Origin of the sequence: Exiguobacterium sp. s75 (genome assembly GCF_018617145.1) — a bacterium.
GTDB classification, from domain to species: Bacteria; Bacillota; Bacilli; order Exiguobacteriales; family Exiguobacteriaceae; genus Exiguobacterium; species Exiguobacterium profundum.
Window position 1 is genome coordinate 138,340 of the sequence record NZ_JACSJQ010000002.1, and the last position, 20,221, is coordinate 158,560.

The window sequence follows — 20,221 nt, forward strand, 5'->3', positions numbered from 1 at the left end:
CCCCAGTCGTTCATTCGTTTCGTCATAGCACACGTCTCCTTCATGGGTTGGAATTGCAATTCTTCCTCAGTATAGAGGGTGGTAAGAAAAAGGGAGGATGAATAAATAACCAGGTTAAAAAAAGTTACGCCTTGTCATGAGCGGACAGGTCATCAGGTTTAACAGATGATGAATCGGGAACACTAGAGTCGTATGTTGATTTTCTTGAAGGAGGAATTGAGTATGTCGAAACATGTACTGATTGTCACAACGTCAGCAAACCAATTATCAAATGGTCATGCAACGGGACTTTGGCTTGAAGAGTTTGCCGTTCCTTATTTATTGTTCGAAAAAGAAGGGTATAAAGTGACGGTCGCGAGTATCGAAGGTGGAGACGTGCCAATCGATGCGAATAGTTTAGAAGATGGTTTGTCAGAAGACATTCTCAATACACGGGAATTGCTCAAAGACACAGCTCGTCTCGATCAAGTCGCAGACGAGTCGTACGATGCAATCTTCTTACCGGGTGGTCACGGGACAGTTGTTGATTTCCCAGAAAATGAAACGTTACAACGTGTCATTCGCAATGTATACGAGAGTGGAAATATTGTCGGGGCAGTTTGCCACGGACCAATTGGATTGGTCAATGTGAAACTCAGCAACGATGAGCCACTCGTTAAAGATAAACAGGTGACAGGGTTCACCGATGCAGAAGAAAAAGAGATGCAACTCGATTCTGCCGTCCCGTTCCTACTTGAAACAGGACTACGCAATCAAGGCGGGCAGTTCAAGGGAGCTGACAACTGGGCGGTGAATGTGGCGGTTGATGAACGTCTCGTCACGGGTCAGAATCCTCAGTCTTCTGAAGCGGTCGGGAAAGAACTTGTTAAGTTACTCGGATAATCGTGTGAAGCAACTTCGAATGTCGAAGTTGCTTTTTTGTTTTTTGGACATATGTCCTATTCAAGTCATCTCTCTTTTCGTAAAGTCAGACGAAGAGAAAGGGGAATGACATGGGAATTTTATTTGCCATCTTGTCAGGGACGTTCATCGCCCTTCAAGGAATCTTTAATGCAAAACTAGGAGATGCGGTAGGCGCATGGATGTCCGTCACTATCGTTCATTTTGTCGGACTTCTGTTAGCACTCGCGATTTACTTCTTCAAGCGGGATGCGGACATGACAGCCTTCAAACGTGTGCCTTGGTATTATAGTTTAGGAGGATTGTTCGGGGTATTCGTTGTCTTCGGCGAATTGACGGCGATTCAACAACTCGGGGTCACATGGGCAATTTGTGTATTGCTTGTGGCACAATTAGTAGGAGCCTTCATCATCGATTTGAACGGTTGGTTTGGTGTCAAACGGAAACCGATGAACACGGGACAGGTCATGGGACTCGTCTTGATGGTCGTTGGGATCGGAATCTATACATTTTCTTAAGGAGTTCACTTTACATGATGAATATTATGGATGCACTGACACGATTGCAGTGGAATCATCTGTTTTCGAATGAAACGCTTGAGTCCTCGTCCGTAGTGACATATGCGTCTGGGACCATGTTATGTTCGAACGATCAGCACATCGAATCTTTATTCGTCGTCCTTGAAGGGCGTGTCAAAATTTATACGCTCAGTGAAGAAGGGAAATTGCGATTGTTGCGTCTGAAGGCTGCTCCAACATTGATTGGAGATATCGAGTATGCGAGCGGACGCAATGTATTGCATACGGTTGAAGCGGTCGGTCCCGTGACGTGTCTGCGCATCCCTTTCGAGGCGCTTCGACGATATAATCGCACGGTCGAATTCACGGAGCATCTGTTACGAGGCGTGTCCGAAAAATTATTCATCGAGGCAAACGCCTCGTCGAATCATCTCATGTCGACTTTAGAAGAGCGCTTGGCCGGTTACTTGATTTCACTCAGTGAATCAGGGAATGAACTGTTTCAAGCGGAGATGAGTCAACTGAAGCGTAAAGAAGTCGCAGAGTGGCTAGGGACGAGTTATCGTCACTTGAACCGAACGTTGCAGGCATTCGTGGATGAAGGATTGGTCAAACGAACGAGAAAAGAAGTCATCATTTTAAATAGTGAGCGATTGAAAGAACGTGCGAACGGCATGTTTTATGAGTAAGGAGGGGTTATATGATTTTTGGTATCATCTGTTCGGCTGTGGCTGGGGCATTTATTAGCGTACAGGCGGCGGTCAACGCGAAAATGAACACAAATTTAGGGGCTTGGGCCACCACCGTATTGGTCTTTATCGTTGGTTTGGTCGGATCCATCATCCCGTTGTTATTATTTGGAGGAAACCTTGCTGGATTACGTGACTTGTCGCCGATCTATTGGCTTGGTGGTTTGCTTGGGGTCGGGGTCGTGTACTGTGTCATGCGCAGCATCCAGTTACTCGGACCCACATTGTCTGTGTCACTCATTCTCGTGTCACAACTCATTTGGGCGTTAGTCGTCGATTTATATGGCGCCTTCGGGATGCCTCAAATCACGTTATCGGCCGGACAAATTGTAGGGCTCACCATCCTTCTTGTCGGGGTCATTCTCTTTAAACAGTCTCAGACGGCGGCTATCGCCAAACAAGCTGTCAACGAAGCCACTTCTTGAGGAGTGGCTATTTTTCTGAGCAAAACGGGTACAGGTTGGTAACGATTTTTTGATAAAATGAAGCAGTATGCTTTAAAAATTAGCTGAGGTGATGAAAAAAGTGGATTCTTCCATAGTGATTGATTTGTTGATTGTTTTGTTTTTGATTGTGTTGAACGGGATTTTTGCGATGACAGAAATTGCGCTCATCTCATCGAAACCTGCAAAACTTGAGGTTGAAGCAAATCGAGGAAAACGAAGTGCCAAGATTGCGCTTCATTATTCGAAAGACCCGACAGATTTGTTGTCGACCGTTCAAGTCGGAATCACATTGATTGGGATTATTAACGGGGCATACGGGGGCGCACGCTTCTCGGCACCGCTCGCATCGGCATTTGAACAAGCCGGAATGAGTACGCAGTATGCCGGAACCGTTGCTTATGTGGCCGTCGTTACGATTATTACGTATCTGTCGCTCATCATTGGTGAATTGGTCCCGAAACGGATTGCGCTCGTCTCGCCTGAAAAAGTAACGATGGCAATCATTCCGTCGCTCGATCTATTCAGTAAGTTGATGCGCCCATTCATTTGGATTTTATCGAAATCGACACTCTTTTTGTTCAAATTGTTAGGGTTGAAGGCGGAACAGACGAGTGGGGAGACTGAGCTCGAGATCAAACAACTCTTGTTTGAAGGCGCCCAGCAAGGTCAGTTCGCCCATGAAGAAGTGCAACAAGTCGAACGCGTCTTTGCGTTCCATGATCAATTGATTTATGAGCTCATGCAACCTCGGACGACGCTTGAATGGGTCGACTTAGAGGATGACATGGATGATATTAAGAAATCGATTTATGAAAGTAAACATAACAAGTTACCGGTCGGGCGCGACTCGCTTGACGACTTTGTCGGGTACATCGATGTACGTGACATCTTGACGTTGCCGACACTGCGTGAGCGGTCACAGATTTTGAAGCGCATCAAACAGCCGCTCATCGTTCCAAAACAGCGAGAGGCGAGCCAAGTGCTTCAAATGATGCAGAAAAATGGTGTGGAAATCGCCTTTGTTTTAGATGAATACGGCGGATTCCTTGGTATGGTCACCTTGTTCGATATTTTGGAAGAAATCGTCGGAGAGGTGATGATTGAAGAGGATACACCAGAAGTGGTTCGTCGTGAAGATGGATCGTATTTGGCGGATGGGTTACTCGGAATAGAGGATTTGAAGCGAACGTTCGAGATTCGGGATGACCGATTCGACGAAGGGCGCAACTCCTATCATACGCTCGCAGGACTCGTCATTTACGCACTTGGTGATTTTCCGAAACGGGGCGATGTGGTCGAAGCGTACGGTCTTCGCTTTGAAGTCGTGGATATGGACGGAAAGCGTGTCGACCAAGTACTTGTATCGGAATTACCATCAACGGAAATCGAGGAAGAGTGATGCCGCGGCATCACTCTTCTTTTTTTTGTGTGTTCCACGTCTCGAACGCCGCCTGCATGAGGATACGGGCGGTATGGAGCATCGCCCGTTCATCGACATCGAACCGAGGATGATGGTGTGGGAAGACGGCGCCAACTTCTGGATTACCGGCGCCCGTGAAGAAGAAACTGCCCGGGACGTGTTGTAGATAGTAGGCAAAATCTTCACCGACCATGAGCGGTGACATCTCGATGACGCCATCCGTACCGACGACGCGGGCCGCGCTGCGCCGGACGTGTTCAGTCTCTGCCGCGTGATTGATGACAGCCGGATAGCCACGAATGTACTCGAGATCATAATGTGCCTCGCTCGCCGAACAGATGTGGTCGATGGTCCGCTCCATCTCGGCGATGATGCGCGTTTGCGTTTCTTGGGTGAACGTCCGTACCGTCCCGGACAGTTTCGCCTCGTCGGCGATGACGTTGAACGCTTGGCCGGCCATAAACGTCCCGACTGTCAAGACAGCCGGTTCGAGCGGATCGATGCGACGACTGACGACTTGCTGCAATTGGCTGACGACGTTTGCGCCGACTATGACGGCATCCACCGTATGTTGCGGGATGGCCCCATGACCACCTTTTCCTTTGATTGTCAGTTCGAAACGGTCTGCTGCCGCCATGATTGATCCAGTCTTCACACCGATTGTGCCGTATGGGAGTGGCGTCCAAATGTGAGAACCGTAAATGTAGTCCACCCCGTCGAGGCAGCCGTCTTCAATCATCGGTTTGGCCCCTCCCGGCGCTAGCTCTTCGGCGAACTGGTGGATGAGGACGACATCGCCCGGGAGACTGATTTCAGTCAGCACTTTCGCCAAAACGAGCAACGTCGCCGTATGGGCATCGTGACCACAGGCGTGCATCGAGCCGTTCACTTTCGAACGGTACGGGACGTCTTTTAAGTCTTGAATCGGCAACGCATCGAAGTCGGCCCGAAATGCGATGGTCGGCCCATCACCGCCATGAATTCGTCCGACTACACCGTTTCCGCCGACGTGTTCGCGCACCTCGAGCCCGAGTTCACGTAAATAGTCCGCAATCGTCCGTGGGGTCTCTCGCTCTTCGAAGGAGAGTTCAGGATGTTGGTGGAAGTGGCGTCTGAGCGTCACCATTTCTTCGTATAATTCCGTCAATCTTAAATCGAGGTCAGTCACAAGCATAGCAAACACTCCTGTCAGTGGATTGGTTTTGGTTGAAGCAAGGACCATATGTCATGTGAATCCAAATCATCGAGAATCGGTTGAGGTAACAGCTGTCGGGCTTCATTAGCCGTCACCCATCTTGCATCACTATGCTCTTCGGACAATGTGACGATTGTTGCGATGGGGTGAGCCAAGTACGTCATAAGGACGACTTGGCGGTTTGGATCGGTTAAAAATGTCGTAGCGTACAGTAGGTGTTGAATCGTGACACGTAGGTCGGTTTCTTCAAACACTTCTCGTTCTAAGGCCCGTTCGAGCGTTTCGCCGAAATCGAGCTTACCACCGACGAGCTCCCATGTTCCAGGGTGGACCTCGTCATCTGTTGCTCGTTTGATGACGAGCATCTGGTCGTTTTGCACAATCACCGCTTTCACGGCGACAACGATGGTTGGAATAGACATCGAAACACTCCTTTTGTATGAAATCATGAGACAACTCACAGTAAATATGAATCATTGACTATATTTTTCTAAGTTACGCTTATGTTATACGACGAGAGGGAATTAATACAGGAGAAAATGAAGAAATGAGGTGCCAACATGGGGTGGATTATTGCGATTGTAGCGGTTGTCGTGCTCGTACTCATCTATTTTTCGATGTACAACGGGCTCGTCAAGTATCGAAATTGGGTCGATGAGGCGTGGGCTCAAATCGATGTACAGTTGAAACGGCGGTATGATCTGATTCCGAACTTGGTCGAGACGGTGAAGGGCTACGCGAAACACGAGCAAGAAACGCTTGCGAAGGTCGTCGAACTGAGAAACCAGCTCGGAGAAAAGTCGAATCGTCAGGACCAGATGGCAGTGAACGATCAATTGAGTGGAGCACTGAAAAATCTCTTCGCGCTTCGTGAGGCGTACCCGGACTTGAAAGCGAACGAGAACTTCAAGATGTTGCAGGAAGAATTGACACAGACGGAAAATAAGGTCGCGTATTCGCGTCAACTCTATAACAATACGGTCATGAAATATAACACGAAAATCGAATCGGTCCCGACGAACATCATCGCCTCCGTCCATCATTTTGAAAAGCGCGATATGCTCGAGGCACGTGCCGAAGAGCGCGAGAACGTTCGCGTCTCATTTTGATGAATCGAGGTGGCGCGTATGCTCCTCTATGAACAGATTCGAAAGAATAAAGTGAAGACGGTCTTCATCGTCACGGGGTTTGTCTTATTCGTTCTTCTCGTCGGAGCGGCCATTTCCTACGTCAACTATGGAGACGCGATTCCGGGGTTAATCTTCACACCGATTTTCTCGTTGTTTTATGTGGGAATCGTCATCATGTCGAGTACGAACATCGTCATGAAGATGAATCGGGCACAAGAGGTGACATCGGTGGAAGAGCACCGCTTTCTATGGCATACGGTCGAGAACATGGCGATGGTCGCACGAGTGCCGATGCCGCGTATCTTTATCATCAACGATCCATCACCGAACGCCTTTGCGACGGGATTGAAACCGGAAAAGGCGGCCGTCGCCGTCACGACGGGACTGTTGGATCGATTATCGCGAGAAGAAGTAGAAGGGGTGATCGCGCATGAGGTCGCGCATATTAAGAATTATGATGTGCGGCTCTCGACGGTCACGCTCGCACTCGTTTCAGTCATCGCTATCATGAGCGATATCGGGTCGCGCATGCTGTTCTTCAGAAGTATCGGTGGAAGACGCGATCAAAACCAGAATCCCATCTTTTTGATCATCGGACTCGTCTTGCTGGTGTTGGCACCGCTCATCGCGATGCTCATCAATATGGCGATTTCACGGAATCGTGAGTTTTTGGCAGATGCGAGTGGAGCGGAACTGACCCGTAACCCGGATGCGCTCGCCTCGGCGCTTGAAAAGATTGCAAACGTCGAGACGCCGGTCGAGCAAGCTTCGAGTGCCTCCGCACCGCTTTACTTCTCCGATCCACTTAAGAAGAAAGTGAGCGGTCTATTCTCGACACACCCTGATCCAGTCGAACGCATTTCCCGACTTCGTCAAATGTAAGAAGAGCCTGTCCGGTTGTGACAGGCTCTTTATGTTACACTGAACTGGGAAAAAAAGGGGGTGGATGAGTTGAATAAAAAGATATACATAGGTTTAGGCGGCGCTTTATTAGTCGCATTATTTTTATTTGGGCTAGGGCCATATATTGTACATGCAGTACTTAAGGTTTTCATGTGGCTCACACAGTACATCTTACCGTGGATCTTCCTCTACTATTTCATTCAATTTTATAAACAATATGCGCCAAACAAGAAAAGCCACCTGAATGAGGTGGCTTTCGACGTTTATCCGGCGCGGTGGCTACGGATTTTTTCAATCTCATCGAGGACGAACTGAACGTTTGTGCCGACGATGACTTGAATATGGTTTGGACTGACGACTTTGATTCCCGGAATACCGGCTTTTTTGATTTGATCTTGGTTGACCGTATCCATGTCTTTGACATCGACGCGTAGGCGTGTGATGCAAGACTCGATTCCTGTGACGTTGCTGTCACCGCCAAGACCGTCATAAATCATATGTGCCATTGCTGAGTATTCGCTACCTGAAGCTGATGCGACCGGAGCGACTTTCGCTTCACCGTCTGCCGTCTCACTTGCAACCGCATCGACGACTTCATCTGGTTCACGACCTGGCGTTGCCAAGTTGAGCTTCACAATCATGAAGCGGAAGATGACGTAGTAAATGACTGCGAACACGAGACCTTGAACGATGAGCATATACGGTTGGTTCGCAAGCGGCAAGCGTGAGCTCAAGATAAAGTCGACCAAGCCTGCGCTGAACCCGAAGCCGGCTGTCCATTGGAACGTTGCCGCAACGAAGAGCGAAATTCCTGTAAGGACTGCGTGTACAAGGTAAAGAACAGGAGCGAGGAACATGAATGAGAACTCGAGCGGTTCTGTTACACCTGTGAAGAATGAAGCGAATGCCGCTGCGAGAAGAAGTGAAGCGGCTTGTTTCTTCCGTTTCGTTTTCGCTGTATGGTACATCGCGAGTGCTGCGGCCGGAAGACCGAACATCATGATTGGGAAGTAACCTGCTTGGTACATCCCTGTCACACCTTTTTCACCTTCACCTGACCAGAACTTTCCGATGTCGTTAATGTCGGCGACGTCGAACCAGAATACAGAGTTGAGAGCGTGGTGAAGACCGGTTGGAATCAAGAGACGGTTAAAGAATCCGTAAAGTCCGGCACCGAATGCGCCGAGTTTTGAAATCGATTCTCCGAATCCGACGAGACCTGTATAGACGACCGGCCAGATGAAGTAAAGGGCGACCGATACAAGAATCATCGAGAAGGCTGTCATGATTGGAACGAGACGCTTCCCACTAAAGAAGGCGAGAGCATCTGGCAGTTTGACTTGACTGAAGCGGTTATACATGGAAGCGGCGACGAGACCGGATAGAATCCCGATGAAAGCATTCCCAATCTTCCCGAATGCCGGGTTAACGGCTTCTACGTCGATTCCTTGGAACAACGCAACCGTTCCTGCAGAGAGAAGCGTTGTGACCGTCAAGAAGGCAACGAGCCCACTGAGTGCTGCTGAACCGTCACGGTTCTTAGCCATTCCGAGCGCGACCCCGACTGCGAACAGAATTGGGATGTTATCAATAATAGCGGCCCCTGCCTTAATTAAGAATGCAGCGGCAATGTTTTCAGATCCCCAGCCGACTGGGTCAATCCAATAACCAATCCCCATGAGAATGGCAGCAGCCGGAAGTACGGCGACCGGTAACATGAGGGAACGTCCGAGACGTTGGAAAAAGTTCATCATTGTTGATTTCCTCCTTTTTGATGATGTTGATCTTGTAGACGTTGGATGTGAAGCGTAATATAACCAAGTTCTGACTCGGGCAAGACGACGCCATAGGTCTCTTCCATTTCTTTCGCGACATCCGATGCACAGGCATAGGCAGACGTGAATTTCGTCTGAATCATGCGGAGCATGTCTTCATCAATCGTGTGATGATCGTAATGGTTGACCCGATCCATGACGAACCGTAAATGAGTTAATAATCGTTGGTAGGATAAGTCATCTTCTTCAATGGATACATCGAGTCGTCGTGAAATCGATTGAATCATGTCGCGGACAATCGTTGTCTGTTTGACCGTCTTGCGTAAATCACCTCCTTTCACTTTCATCGTATGGATATGAAGCGCGATGAACGCAGCTTCGTCTTTCGGCATTTGGACGTTGAGCTTTTCAGCGATATGTTCAATCGCCCATAGTCCAATCTCATATTCATTCCGATAGAGGATTTTAATCTCGTTCAACAGTTTGTTGCGTAACGAGATGCCATCCATTTCCCGCTCGATGGCGAACGAGATGTGGTCGGTCAAGACGATGTGAATATGTTCGTTGAACGATGTCTCGAGACGTTTTTCCGCATACGAGATAATATCCTCGGAAACGGTGAAGTGTTCGACAGGAATCCGGCTCAACAGCTGTTGGAACTTGTCATTCTCTGGCATGATGAACAACTTTTCGATTTTATGTGGATTGACGATGTCGTTCTTCGCTTTTTTAAACGCGACGCCAGGGCCAATTGCAATCTTTTCTTCACCCTCATCTGAGACGATGACCGCATTGTTGTTTAGAATCTTTTTGATTTTAATCATGTGTCCTCCTTATTCCGGAGTCACGCTTCCACTCGGGCGACAATCGTCTTGCCCGGAACAGCTTCTTTCGTGAACGTGAAGGCATAATGATGGGCGAGTGCACCACCATTCGTCACGACCATTGGAGTGACCGTGTCCTTACCCGCCTGATGAATTTGCGCCAAGTCTGCTGTGAGTAACAGCTGTCCCGTCTTGACGTGGTCGCCCACATCTACTTGAAGATCAAACGGTCGACCTTCGAGTTCAACGGTATCGAGTCCGACGTGTATCAAAATCTCAGCCCCATCCTCGGTCCGAATGCCGATGGCGTGCTTTGTTGGAGCGATTTGTACAATCTCTCCATCAGCCGGTGAGACGACGGCACCGTCTGTTGGTGTGATGGCAATGCCATCGCCCATCATTTTTTCACTAAAGACCGGGTCCGCAACTTGTTCGAGTGGAATGACGTCTCCTTCCATTGGTGAGTGCAGTGTCGGTTTGTGTCGATTCATTAACTTATTCCATAGCATGTCTACTACATCCTTTCTTGAAACAAAACACCGAAAAACAAAACAGGCATGGAGTATAGACGGGTGGCATGCACCGTACGTCTTACCCCATGCCTGATCGAATCAGTCACATGTGATCGTTATTCGTTTCTTCACGTTCAACATAACATGTGTTGGTTTGAGACACAAGTCTTTTTTTGAAAGCGTTCTCTAAAATTTTACAAGGGAACGAATCTATTGTATAGTAAGGGCGAATCTAAGTAAGAAAGGTGTTGCATGTTGATGAGTGAGGTTGTATCTGCCTAACGAACTGAAAAATGTCGGATGACACGTCTTTTTGTCATGCCGTCATGTTCCGTTACAGATACCGCCCATCAAAAACTGCCAGACACCCGTCTGTCTTTTTGCGTTGGTCGTCATCGACCGACGCTTTTTTGTTTGCGCGGTATCTCGATTCTACGATTTGAGGAGAGAGACACATGAACGAACAAACATTTGAAAAATTACAATACAACGAATTGATGACGAAAGTAGAGCGCTTCTGCATCAGCGGATTCGGAAGACGACTTCTTCGACAGCAACGCCCAACGAGCCACATTACGACGGTGAAGAAGCGCCTGCAAGAAACATCCGAAGCCCGCGCGATTCTAGATGCGACGTCACACGTCCCGTTCATCGGTGTGTCTGACATGGAGACCATTATCGGAAAACTGCAACGAGGCATCCAACTCGAGGCAACAGAGTTTGAAGCGGTCGCCGAGTTTTTACGAGGGGCACGCAAACTCAAGCGATTCATGCTCGAGCATGAATTCTTTGCACCGCTTCTTTCGGCTTATGCTTCAGGAATGGGCGAATGGCGGACGCTTGAAGAAGACATCACACAAGCGATTCGAGCCGGACAGGTCGTCGATGAAGCATCGAAAGAGTTGAAGCGGATTCGGAAGCAAGTCGACATTTTAGAAGGACGAATCGAGGAACGATTGAACAAGTTCTTAAAGAGCGCCGCCAATCGCGAGATGATCCAAGACGGATTCGTCACGAAAAAACAGGACCGCTTCACCATTCCAATCAAAGCTTCTTATAAGCATAAAGTGGCAGGGACGATTGTGGATACCTCGAATCGTGGGACGACGGTCTTTATCGAACCGGAAGCGATTGCGAAGTTAAATGCTGAACTCGTCGTCAAGCGTACGGAAGAAGCGGTAGAGGTGTATCAAGTACTAGCGACGTTGACGGGAGCGGTGACAGAAGTCCTTCCTGACATCGAATCGACGCTCGATGTCATCGCCCAGTACGATATGGTCTTCGCAAAAGGGAAGTACAGTCAGTCGATTGATGGCGTGATACCACACGTCAATGCGACCGGTCACATCCGATTGAAACAAGTACGTCATCCGCTCTTAGAAAGCGCTGTGCCACTTGATTTTGCCATCGGTACAGACTATCGCGGCTTGATCATCACCGGACCGAACGCCGGCGGGAAGACGGTCGTCTTGAAAACGATTGGACTCCTTAGTCTGATGACGATGACGGGACTGCATATCCCGGCTCACACGGATACAGTCATCTCGACATTTGATGAGGTGTTCGTCGATATCGGAGATAATCAAGACTTGGAATCGGCACTCAGTACGTTCTCTGCACACATGTACAACGTAGCGAGTATCATGCAGACCGCTGGAAAACGGTCGCTCTTGTTATTCGATGAAATCGGAAGCGGGACGGAACCGAACGAAGGAGCCGCTCTTGCGATTGCCATCTTAGAAGCGGCATATAAACGGGGCGCAATCGTTGTGGCATCGACACATTATGGTGAAATCAAATCCTATTCTGAAGCCCACCCAGATTTCATGAACGCTGCGATGCAGTTTGATCCGGAAACGCTCGAACCAAAATACAGACTGCTCATGGGACAGTCTGGCGACAGCAACGCCCTCTTTATCGCCCGTAAGATGAAGTTACCGGAATCGATTCTGAAACAGGCATCCCGTTACATGAACGAGAAAACATATGATATGACGAAAGTCGATGATTCTAAAATTGTGCGAGAAGTGGAAATGGTACCACCTGAAGAGGAAGAGCACTTTGAAACAGGTGACCGTGTCCGCTTGTTAGAGACGAATCAAGTCGGTCTTGTCTATTCGTTTGATGCATCGCGTCGACATGTCCGCGTGTTCGTAGATTTGGAATATGTAGAGTTGCCGAGCCGCCGCGTTCGTCTTGAGGCACGCGCGACAGAGCTCTATCCGGCTGACTATGATTTAGATACGTTGTTCACGACGTATCAGGAGCGTAAGGAAGCCCACGACTTTGCAAGAGGATCGAAAAAAGCGTTACGACGAGTGGAGAAAGAGATTCGGGAAAGGAAGAAACAAGAGCACTCTAAACGTAAATGAATGTAGCATACGGTGAAAGGGTAAGAGCACATAAAGAGAAATCTTAATGTGGGAGGGGCTTATGTGTTCGAGTTAAGTTTTTGGTTTGCACTCGGTTTTGCCGTGATTCACTTTTTTTCAGGAAAACTCATTCACGTGCGTGAAGTGCCGAGAAGCCGTTTTTTATCAGTGGCTGGAGGGATTGCCGTTGCTTATGTATTTCTTCATCTGTTGCCAGAGTTAAATGAATATCAACGCGAACTTGAAGGAGAGATTAGAAATAACGTCTTTGCTTCCCTCGAGAACCATATCTTAATCATCAGTATGTTAGGACTGGCTGTCTTTTATGGGCTCGAACGATTTGCAACGGCCAATAAGCGTAAACAAAAACCGTATGTGTTTTGGATTCACATTGGTTCATTCACGTTATATACGTTTAGCATCGGATATGTGCTCGCAGAAAGTGAATTTCAGTCCAATGGCACGATGTTTCTTTATTTTTTAGCGCTTGGTATACACTTTGTCACGGTCGATCAAGGATTGCGTCAGCACCATCAGCAACTTTATGATCGACAAGGGCGCATCTTCTTAGCGCTTGCTGTACTCATAGGGTGGGCAGTTGGTACCTTTGCGGAAGTGAATGATCTCGGTTTATCGATTGTTGTCGCCTTTTTAGCAGGTGGCGTCATCTTGAACGTCATGAAAGAAGAATTGCCTGCTGAGCGAGAGAGTAGTTTTGGTGCATTTTTGATTGGTTTATTAAGTTATGCGCTGTTATTGCTCGTCATATGAAAAGGGCAACCACCGCGAGTGGCTGCCCTTTTGACTTATAAGCTATTGCTTTGATTTTCTACGTTGCTGTCGCTCTCTGTTGAAGCATCGTCATCTGAAGAAGTTGAGTCGTCATGGTGTGGACCGTGACCATGGCGACCACCTTCACGTCCACCGCGCATACCACGAATATCTTCCAAGTCATCGTAACTTGTCACATCGGCAAACCGTTCTTCGTGGTCCGCAAGGATTTGATCGGCGTCTTCTTGCGTCAAGTTTCCTTCTTCCACAGCGGTTGCGAGTTTTTCTTCATGCGACGTCATGATGGCGTCGATGAACGCTTCAATTGAAATCCCTTTTTCTTCTGCGAGTTCAGGGAGAGATTGCCCGTTTTCGCGAGCCGCATCCACTTCTTCTTGCGTTAAACCGAGCGCTTCGATGAGAGCGGCATGCCCTGCTTCTCGGTCACCGAACATACCAGGCCCTCGTTCACCACGTTCGCATTGTGTGGATTCCGTCGTTGTCGATTCATCAGTCGTCGTGTCATTCGTCGCGGCATATACGCCTGTGCCTGAGACGGCCAATAGACCGGCTAAAGCGATTGCTAGTTTTGTTGATTTCATGTGTATCTCCTCCTTTGTTACTTCAAGTGTAGGACTGAACGCTTCGGAAGTTGTGAGGGAGTTGCAAGATTTCTGCAAATTGTCTTTGGGAAACGGTGGGAGGTTTGATGGGTACGATATAATGGATGTGGAGGCGATATGAGATGAACGTACTCGTTGTGGAAGATGAACTAAAACTGGCGGACGGCATGTCCCGCTTTTTAACATATTCCGGATTTGAGGTGACCGTGGCGATGACTTTGAGTGAGGCGAAACAACAGTTGCATCAACGGTTTGATGCAGTTTTATTGGATGTTCGACTCCCTGACGGAGAAGGTTGGACCTTGATTCCGACATTAAAAGCGCAACAGCCCGCACCTGCTATTATCCTGACGACGGCTCGTGGTGAGGCGGATGATCGTGTGTTCGGATTGGAACTTGGCGCAGACGATTATTTAGTCAAACCCATCGTTTTAAAAGAGTTGGAGATTCGACTGAAACGTCTCGTCAAACAAACCGATATGATTCAATTTGGAACGCTCACCATCGACGTCAAATCGAGAATGGTACAAGAGAACGGACATCCGCTTCGATTAACGAACAAAGAGTATGAGTTGTTACTGTATCTTTGGAAACATGTCGGGGAGGCGTTAGACCGGAACCGTTTGCTCGATGAGGTGTGGGACTACGCATTCGTCGGAGATACACGAACGGTCGACACCCACATTAAACAACTGCGTGACAAATCGCCGACCTTAAAAGAACAGTTGAAGACGGTGCACCGGGTCGGTTATCGATTAGAGGAACTGTCATGAATCGATTAATGAAGAAGTTACTTTGGACGGCCATTCTACCACTTGCAGTGATGGCACTTTTAACATTCGGACTCACGTCATTATTGATTGGACGCTTCGCAGAAGAGGAGACGTACGCACAATTGGAGCGCGAGGCGGCGATTGTGTATGAAGCCATTCAAGAGGGCCGTGGAATCCCAGGGCAACTTGACGTGCTTGTATTTCAAAATGGGCAGCGTATCGAGTTCGAACGAGGCGGACGGATGCATCGCATGATGCCAATCAACCTCGATCCGAATGATTTAGAGATTCAGGACGAAGTGGGTGTAAATGGTACCCGCTTCTTGACGTATCTGAAAGAAGAAGGGGACATTCAAATCGTGACGTATAGTCCCGTTCCGTTTTCAAATCCACAATTCCAGCAAATCTACCTCATCTTAGCGGGTGGGTTTATTCTGGCCCTACTTGTCGCAATCGCTGTCACGTATTGGATGAGTCGTCGGCTCACGCAACCGCTCGTCGAGTTGAAACAAGCGACCGCATCCATTATGGAGGGGCGACACGATATTAGCTTACCGAGCGTGACGAACGATGAGATTGGAGATTTGACCGTCACCATCGGACAGATGAACACATCACTTCAAGAAAAAGAGGCGCTTCAAAAATCATTTATTTCTGGGATCACACACGATGTGCGTACACCGCTCGCTATCGTTCGAAACGAGGCGGAACTATTAGAGCTTGGTGTTGTCCATGAAACAGAGATGGCCACAACCGGTAAAAGCATTACCGAGGAAGTGGACCGGATCGACCGACTCGTCAATCAGATGCTCGAATACTCTAAATTGTCCGCAGGTTCGATTCCCCTTGAAATGGAATCGATTCAACTGGATGAATTGGTTCGTCGGTTGACGCCACGCATGTCTGAGTGGTTCCGACAAAAAGACGTGACACTCGACCTCCGACTCGAAACGGTATCAATCCAAGCTGATCGATTGGCGATGGAACGAGTGCTCTCGAATTTCATAAGCAATGCGTATGAGGCAAGCCCTGTCGGGGGAAGAATCACTATCACTCTAACCCCGAAGCGATTAGAAGTGACCGATGAAGGAAACGGGGTTGATCCTTCCATTCAGCATGCGATATGGGATATGTATGTGAAAGGGGATCGCTCTAACGGACATGGTTTAGGTCTCGCTATCACGAAGTTACTTCTTGACGCACAAGGACTTTCTTATGGCGTCGATTCAGATAAGGGGGCGACATTTTGGATCGGATGGACATGACTTTATTTTTACGAGGGGTGCGGTTAGAGAAAGACCGCATCCAATCAACGGGTTATCCGTACTCGTTACCAATCTTTCAGACACTCGATGAACTGACGTTTCATCATCCGGTCACGTTTCTCGTTGGAGAAAACGGGAGTGGAAAGTCGACGTTGATTGAGGGGATGGCGGTCGCGGCTGGATTCAACCCAGAAGGCGGAGCACCTTCCTTCCAATTCGAAACGGAGTCAACGCATAGTTCTTTGTATGAAGCGCTACGCCCGATTCGAGGACCGTATCGTCCGAAAGATGGTTTTTTCTTACGTGCTGAAACGGCATACCAGCTATCGAGTTATGTGGATGAGATGGCAAAGTCAGGACGTGATCCTGAACGGTTTTATGAATCATATGGCGGACGTTCCCTTCATGAACAGTCACACGGTGAAGCGTTTCTATCCCTCATGCTACATCGATTTCGTGGAGACGGTCTCTACATTTTGGATGAGCCAGAGGCCGCATTGTCGCCGATGCGCCAACTGACGATGCTCGCACGCATGCATGAACTTGTCCAGTCGGGGAGTCAATTTATCATCGCGAGTCATTCACCTATCTTGATGTCGTATCCAGGTGCGATGATTTTACAAGTGGAGACGGGACTTACTCCGACGGCTTTTGATGACCTCGAGCATGTACGGGTGATGCGTGATTATTTACAGGCACCGGAACGGATGCAGCGAATTTTGTTTGACTAAAAAAGCGGCCTCGGCCGCTTTTTTCATGCTTTCGTAATCTTTCTTAATAAGATGATCGCGAGGCTAACGCCCCCGGCAATCAACATATACAAGACAATCTCCATCCAAGTGTTCATTCGTCGTCTCCATCCGCAAAGATTGCGAGCTCCCCTTGTGGCATCGCGACCAACAGATAGGCGTCTCCACCAAGTGGTCTCGCGTCCCCTGCTTGCCAGCACTCAAAGTGTTCTTGATATCCATTGATGAAGAGAAGGGATCCGGATTCAAATTCCAGTTCGAGGTGGGGGTGTTCGTCACCGAGGCGTACTTGATGGATGCGCTCTCTTCTTAAGCGCATGAGCTGTTCGAGTTGTTCACCTTCGTCAAACGTATTTTGCGTCGCATGGACATGCCACGGTCCCTCGATGGAGATCCAAGATTCCAGTCCTTGACGACTGAAATAGAGAAGATGATGGTTCGGACCAGAACCGAAATCGATTCCGACAAAAGAAGAGGCGGTAAAGAGGTGATGCAAAATAGATGTCGCTTGTTCGTGCTCTGTGGTAGACACACCGTCACCTCACTTTAAAAAGTTGTTATCATTATCATTTCACGTTACCACGCTAAAGTAAACGAATCTAACTCAATCTAGAAAAGAAACTGTAGATGATTCGCAAAGTATAATGTTGATTTATTTCACATTTCTGTATACGAAAAAACGGACATTCACGATGAGTGTCCGTTTTTTTCAAACCTCATTATGCTTCGACAAAGGCAGCGCCGATAACACCCGCATCTCCTGACAATTGAGTGAGGCAGAGACGCGTTTTTCCACTAGCATGTGGATACATTTTATTCGAGACTGCTTGTTGTAATTCGTTCCAAAATAATGAGGCCGACATCATGACGCCGCCTCCTAATACAATCACATCAGGATCGACAGTATGAATGATGTTAGCTAGTCCGCTAGCCAGTTCCTCGACGAAGTGATGGCGGTACTCGTCATCTGATAATAGCGAAGGGACGTTTGTATATCCTTTTTCGCTTGCGCGACTCATGAGCGCGGTACCACTTGCGAGTGATTCGAGAGAGCCTCGATTCAGTACAGGGTGAACTGGTCCGTTCGAACGGATAATCATATTTCCGATTTCACCGGCACTGCCGTTCGCCCCTCGAATGATTTGATGTTTATAGACATAACCGCCACCGATTCCAGTGCTCACTGTTACATAAAAAACAGCATCGAATCCTTTTCCTGCTCCAAATTTAGCTTCTGCGAGAGCTGCTGCATTCGCATCGTTTTCAAGGGTGACAGAAAAGCCGAGGCGCTGTGTTAAAGGCTCAACGATTTTTTGATTGTGCCAATTCGGGAGGTTTGGAGGCGTTAAAAACATCCCTTGTTTCAAATCGAGTGGACCGGGAGCCACAATTCCAACATGCCGGATATCGAATTCAACATTGAATTGATGAATCGCAGTCTCAATAGATTGTAGTGTCTCTTCGAAAGGAAGTTGAGGCTGCGTGTTAAACGTGAGTTGTTTCAGTACTTCACCTTTGAGTGAAACAGCCGCAATCCGAGTGTTCGTCCCTCCTAAGTCAATCCCGATTCGGACAGCTTGTTTTTCATCGGAAGGAACACCAGTCACTAGACAAATCGCTTCTCCCTCAATCAAGAACGACTCATTGGCCGGGAGAAGGAGTGTACCTCCCGTAGGTACTTCCATCTCATCAACGATTAATGTTCCTTGCACGACAGATAGTAACCGGAACGTGTCGGTCGAAATCTTTTCTTTCGCTGTAACATGCCATTTTTCCACGAAGAAGAATGGATTCTTCGTCAAACGTGTTCGAAAGTGATCGAGTTGACGGATTGGTTCACTATAGCCAAGGTGAGGAACGAAAGAAGCGAGAATGCCCTTTTCTACGTGAAGTTCACGTGGACGACCGGTCGTCACATCCAGTCGCTCGTAATCGTATAGACGATAGGTTGTGTCCGAACTTTGTTGAATTTCCAGTACGCATACCCCTTTTGTCAATGCATGGACCGTTCCAGCTGGGACATAGAAAAAATCACCGGCATGAATCGATTTTCGTATCAAGCCGTGTTCCAAATCGCCTGTTTCAAGCGCTTTGTTGAAGTCTTCTGAGGTGGCATAGGAGTGACCGTAAATGAGTGTCGCATTTGCTGGAGCATCGAGAATATACCAACATTCATTTTTTCCATATGATTCGTTTTCGAGTTGTTCCGCTAACGAATCATCAGGATGAACTTGAATAGACAAATCATCGTTCGCATCAATCCATTTAATCAGTAGTGGAAACACGTCCGCTTTAATTTGAAACAACTTTGGATATTGTTGATAGAGTTCACGCAAAGAAAGACCAACGTAGGGTCCGGAAGCAACGGCTGAACTACCTTTTTCTAATGCAGAAGCCGTCCAAGCTTCACCGATCGAAGGGTCATTGAAATCGAAACCAAATTGCTTCAGACGCTCCCCTCCCCAAAGTCGCTGTTGATAGTGTGGTTTTAAAAGAATAGCGCTCATATCCTGTCCTCCTATTAATTTGATATACACTTATGAATTTAAAAACTAAACAAAGTTTAAATCAAGTATAGACATGAAATAAATCATGTGTATAATAAAACATGTAACCGATTTCAAATAAGGAGTGAGGACACATGAAGAAAATCTTATTAGCGTGTAGTTCAGGGATGTCGACGAGTTTACTCGTAACGAAGATGAAAGATCATGCCACATCAATCGGGGATGAGGCGAAGATTTGGGCAGTCGGTCAAGATCAGGTCGTAACCGAGATGGACGAGGCAGATGTGATTTTGATTGGTCCACAAATGCGTTTCTTGTTGGATAAATTGAAAGCGCAAACATCAACACCGATTGAAGTGATCGATATGATGGCATACGGCACGGCGAATGGTAAAGCTGCATACGAACAAGCGATGAAATTAATGGGGTGAACAACGTGGAACAGGTAGACGAGTTAACCTTGGAGCAAATGGCATTCATGATGATTTTGCACAGTGGCAATGCGAGAAGTACGATTCAGGAAGCGATTCAACTGTATAAAACGAGTTCTTATGAAACGTTCGAAGAAAAGATTGATGAGGCACGTGGACAATTAAAAGAAGCACATCAAACACACTTTTCACAAATCCAAAGAGAAGCGAATGGAGAAAAAACAGACGTCTCTTTATTGCTTCTTCATGCAGAGGACCATTTAATGTCTACGCAAACAATGCTTGATTTGACAGCGGGTTTGGTCGAAATGGTCGAACAAAAGATTGTAAATCCTAATCAAGAAGGGTGAATCATATG

22 protein-coding genes are annotated in these 20,221 nt (G+C 47.7%); 14 read left to right on the plus strand and 8 right to left on the minus strand.

From position 1 onward, the window contains the following. Positions 1 to 222: 222 nt before the first annotated feature. The 5 genes from KNO68_RS10085 (at position 223) to KNO68_RS10105 (ending at position 4,012) form a co-directional block, all read left to right on the plus strand. Positions 223 to 882 carry a type 1 glutamine amidotransferase domain-containing protein gene (locus KNO68_RS10085; protein ID WP_015880344.1) on the plus strand — a complete coding sequence of 220 codons (660 nt, stop codon included), beginning with the start codon at positions 223 to 225 and terminating at the stop codon, positions 880 to 882. Between the two features lie 110 nt (positions 883 to 992). Next, the gene (locus KNO68_RS10090; RefSeq protein WP_015880345.1) at positions 993 to 1,418 is read left to right on the plus strand and encodes a DMT family transporter; all 426 of its coding nucleotides are present in this window, start codon (positions 993 to 995) and stop codon (positions 1,416 to 1,418) included. A 14-nt stretch (positions 1,419 to 1,432) separates the two neighbouring features. Further along, positions 1,433 to 2,107, plus strand: a complete 675-nt coding sequence (locus KNO68_RS10095) for a Crp/Fnr family transcriptional regulator (protein WP_015880346.1) — start codon at positions 1,433 to 1,435, stop codon at positions 2,105 to 2,107. Positions 2,108 to 2,118: 11 nt separating this feature from the next. Continuing rightward, the gene (locus KNO68_RS10100) at positions 2,119 to 2,592 is read left to right on the plus strand and encodes a DMT family transporter (RefSeq protein WP_031424261.1); all 474 of its coding nucleotides are present in this window, start codon (positions 2,119 to 2,121) and stop codon (positions 2,590 to 2,592) included. 91 nt (positions 2,593 to 2,683) lie between these two features. Further along, positions 2,684 to 4,012 carry a hemolysin family protein gene (locus tag KNO68_RS10105; RefSeq protein WP_215112447.1) on the plus strand — a complete coding sequence of 443 codons (1,329 nt, stop codon included), beginning with the start codon at positions 2,684 to 2,686 and terminating at the stop codon, positions 4,010 to 4,012. Between the two features lie 10 nt (positions 4,013 to 4,022). Here the strand turns inward: KNO68_RS10105 and KNO68_RS10110 are convergent, their stop codons facing one another. Together KNO68_RS10110 and KNO68_RS10115 are read right to left on the minus strand one after the other, a co-directional pair. Further along, positions 4,023 to 5,207, minus strand: a complete 1,185-nt coding sequence (locus KNO68_RS10110; RefSeq protein ID WP_214688943.1) for a M20 metallopeptidase family protein — start codon at positions 5,205 to 5,207, stop codon at positions 4,023 to 4,025. Between the two features lie 14 nt (positions 5,208 to 5,221). Continuing rightward, the gene (locus tag KNO68_RS10115) at positions 5,222 to 5,650 is read right to left on the minus strand and encodes an NUDIX hydrolase (protein ID WP_214688941.1); all 429 of its coding nucleotides are present in this window, start codon (positions 5,648 to 5,650) and stop codon (positions 5,222 to 5,224) included. 138 nt (positions 5,651 to 5,788) lie between these two features. Here KNO68_RS10115 and KNO68_RS10120 point away from each other — a divergent pair, with 138 nt between their 5' ends. Beyond that, complete coding sequence (locus tag KNO68_RS10120) at positions 5,789 to 6,337, plus strand: LemA family protein (RefSeq protein ID WP_015880351.1); 549 nt, start codon at positions 5,789 to 5,791, stop codon at positions 6,335 to 6,337. A gap of 18 nt (positions 6,338 to 6,355) precedes the next feature. Further along, positions 6,356 to 7,240, plus strand: a complete 885-nt coding sequence (gene htpX / locus KNO68_RS10125; RefSeq protein WP_211781951.1) for a zinc metalloprotease HtpX — start codon at positions 6,356 to 6,358, stop codon at positions 7,238 to 7,240. 284 nt (positions 7,241 to 7,524) lie between these two features. Here the strand turns inward: htpX and nagE are convergent, their stop codons facing one another. The 3 genes from nagE to KNO68_RS10140 are packed head-to-tail and all read right to left on the minus strand — an operon-like array spanning position 7,525 to position 10,369. Then, positions 7,525 to 9,015, minus strand: a complete 1,491-nt coding sequence (gene nagE, locus KNO68_RS10130) for an N-acetylglucosamine-specific PTS transporter subunit IIBC (RefSeq protein WP_214818175.1) — start codon at positions 9,013 to 9,015, stop codon at positions 7,525 to 7,527. Then, positions 9,012 to 9,860 carry a PRD domain-containing protein gene (locus KNO68_RS10135; RefSeq protein WP_230235551.1) on the minus strand — a complete coding sequence of 283 codons (849 nt, stop codon included), beginning with the start codon at positions 9,858 to 9,860 and terminating at the stop codon, positions 9,012 to 9,014. The genes nagE and KNO68_RS10135 overlap by 4 nt, the downstream gene beginning before the upstream one ends. Before the next feature lie 20 nt (positions 9,861 to 9,880). Beyond that, entirely contained in the window at positions 9,881 to 10,369 is a 489-nt protein-coding gene (locus KNO68_RS10140; protein ID WP_015880356.1) for a PTS sugar transporter subunit IIA, read from the minus strand. 458 nt (positions 10,370 to 10,827) lie between these two features. Here KNO68_RS10140 and KNO68_RS10145 point away from each other — a divergent pair, with 458 nt between their 5' ends. Then, the gene (locus KNO68_RS10145) at positions 10,828 to 12,744 is read left to right on the plus strand and encodes an endonuclease MutS2 (protein ID WP_215112448.1); all 1,917 of its coding nucleotides are present in this window, start codon (positions 10,828 to 10,830) and stop codon (positions 12,742 to 12,744) included. Positions 12,745 to 12,807: 63 nt separating this feature from the next. After that, a complete protein-coding gene (locus tag KNO68_RS10150) occupies positions 12,808 to 13,515 on the plus strand; it encodes a hypothetical protein (protein WP_214685029.1) in 708 nt (235 codons plus the stop codon). 35 nt (positions 13,516 to 13,550) lie between these two features. Here KNO68_RS10150 and KNO68_RS10155 read toward each other — a convergent pair whose 3' ends face one another. Further along, positions 13,551 to 14,117 carry a hypothetical protein gene (locus KNO68_RS10155; RefSeq protein WP_214731298.1) on the minus strand — a complete coding sequence of 189 codons (567 nt, stop codon included), beginning with the start codon at positions 14,115 to 14,117 and terminating at the stop codon, positions 13,551 to 13,553. Positions 14,118 to 14,260: 143 nt separating this feature from the next. Between KNO68_RS10155 and KNO68_RS10160 the strand changes: the two genes are divergently transcribed. From KNO68_RS10160 to KNO68_RS10170, 3 genes are read left to right on the plus strand one after another with little or no spacing between them, the layout of a single operon-like run. Then, the gene (locus KNO68_RS10160) at positions 14,261 to 14,911 is read left to right on the plus strand and encodes a response regulator transcription factor (RefSeq protein ID WP_078146057.1); all 651 of its coding nucleotides are present in this window, start codon (positions 14,261 to 14,263) and stop codon (positions 14,909 to 14,911) included. Continuing rightward, positions 14,908 to 16,176, plus strand: coding sequence for a sensor histidine kinase (locus KNO68_RS10165; protein ID WP_215112449.1), 1,269 nt, complete (start codon positions 14,908 to 14,910; stop codon positions 16,174 to 16,176). Before KNO68_RS10160 ends, KNO68_RS10165 begins: the two co-directional genes overlap by 4 nt. Next, positions 16,167 to 16,907 carry an AAA family ATPase gene (locus tag KNO68_RS10170; protein ID WP_205728297.1) on the plus strand — a complete coding sequence of 247 codons (741 nt, stop codon included), beginning with the start codon at positions 16,167 to 16,169 and terminating at the stop codon, positions 16,905 to 16,907. Before KNO68_RS10165 ends, KNO68_RS10170 begins: the two co-directional genes overlap by 10 nt. A gap of 112 nt (positions 16,908 to 17,019) precedes the next feature. On the opposite strand, the gene KNO68_RS10175 is transcribed toward KNO68_RS10170, so the two are convergent. Then, the gene (locus tag KNO68_RS10175) at positions 17,020 to 17,457 is read right to left on the minus strand and encodes a hypothetical protein (protein WP_047795794.1); all 438 of its coding nucleotides are present in this window, start codon (positions 17,455 to 17,457) and stop codon (positions 17,020 to 17,022) included. Positions 17,458 to 17,644: 187 nt separating this feature from the next. Beyond that, positions 17,645 to 19,432 carry a mannose-6-phosphate isomerase, class I gene (manA, locus tag KNO68_RS10180; RefSeq protein WP_215112450.1) on the minus strand — a complete coding sequence of 596 codons (1,788 nt, stop codon included), beginning with the start codon at positions 19,430 to 19,432 and terminating at the stop codon, positions 17,645 to 17,647. A gap of 134 nt (positions 19,433 to 19,566) precedes the next feature. Between manA and KNO68_RS10185 the strand changes: the two genes are divergently transcribed. Both KNO68_RS10185 and KNO68_RS10190 read left to right on the plus strand, forming a co-directional pair. Next, positions 19,567 to 19,863, plus strand: coding sequence for a PTS sugar transporter subunit IIB (locus KNO68_RS10185; RefSeq protein ID WP_015880368.1), 297 nt, complete (start codon positions 19,567 to 19,569; stop codon positions 19,861 to 19,863). A 5-nt stretch (positions 19,864 to 19,868) separates the two neighbouring features. Beyond that, a complete protein-coding gene (locus KNO68_RS10190; protein WP_041917964.1) occupies positions 19,869 to 20,213 on the plus strand; it encodes a PTS sugar transporter subunit IIA in 345 nt (114 codons plus the stop codon). Positions 20,214 to 20,221: the final 8 nt, after the last annotated feature.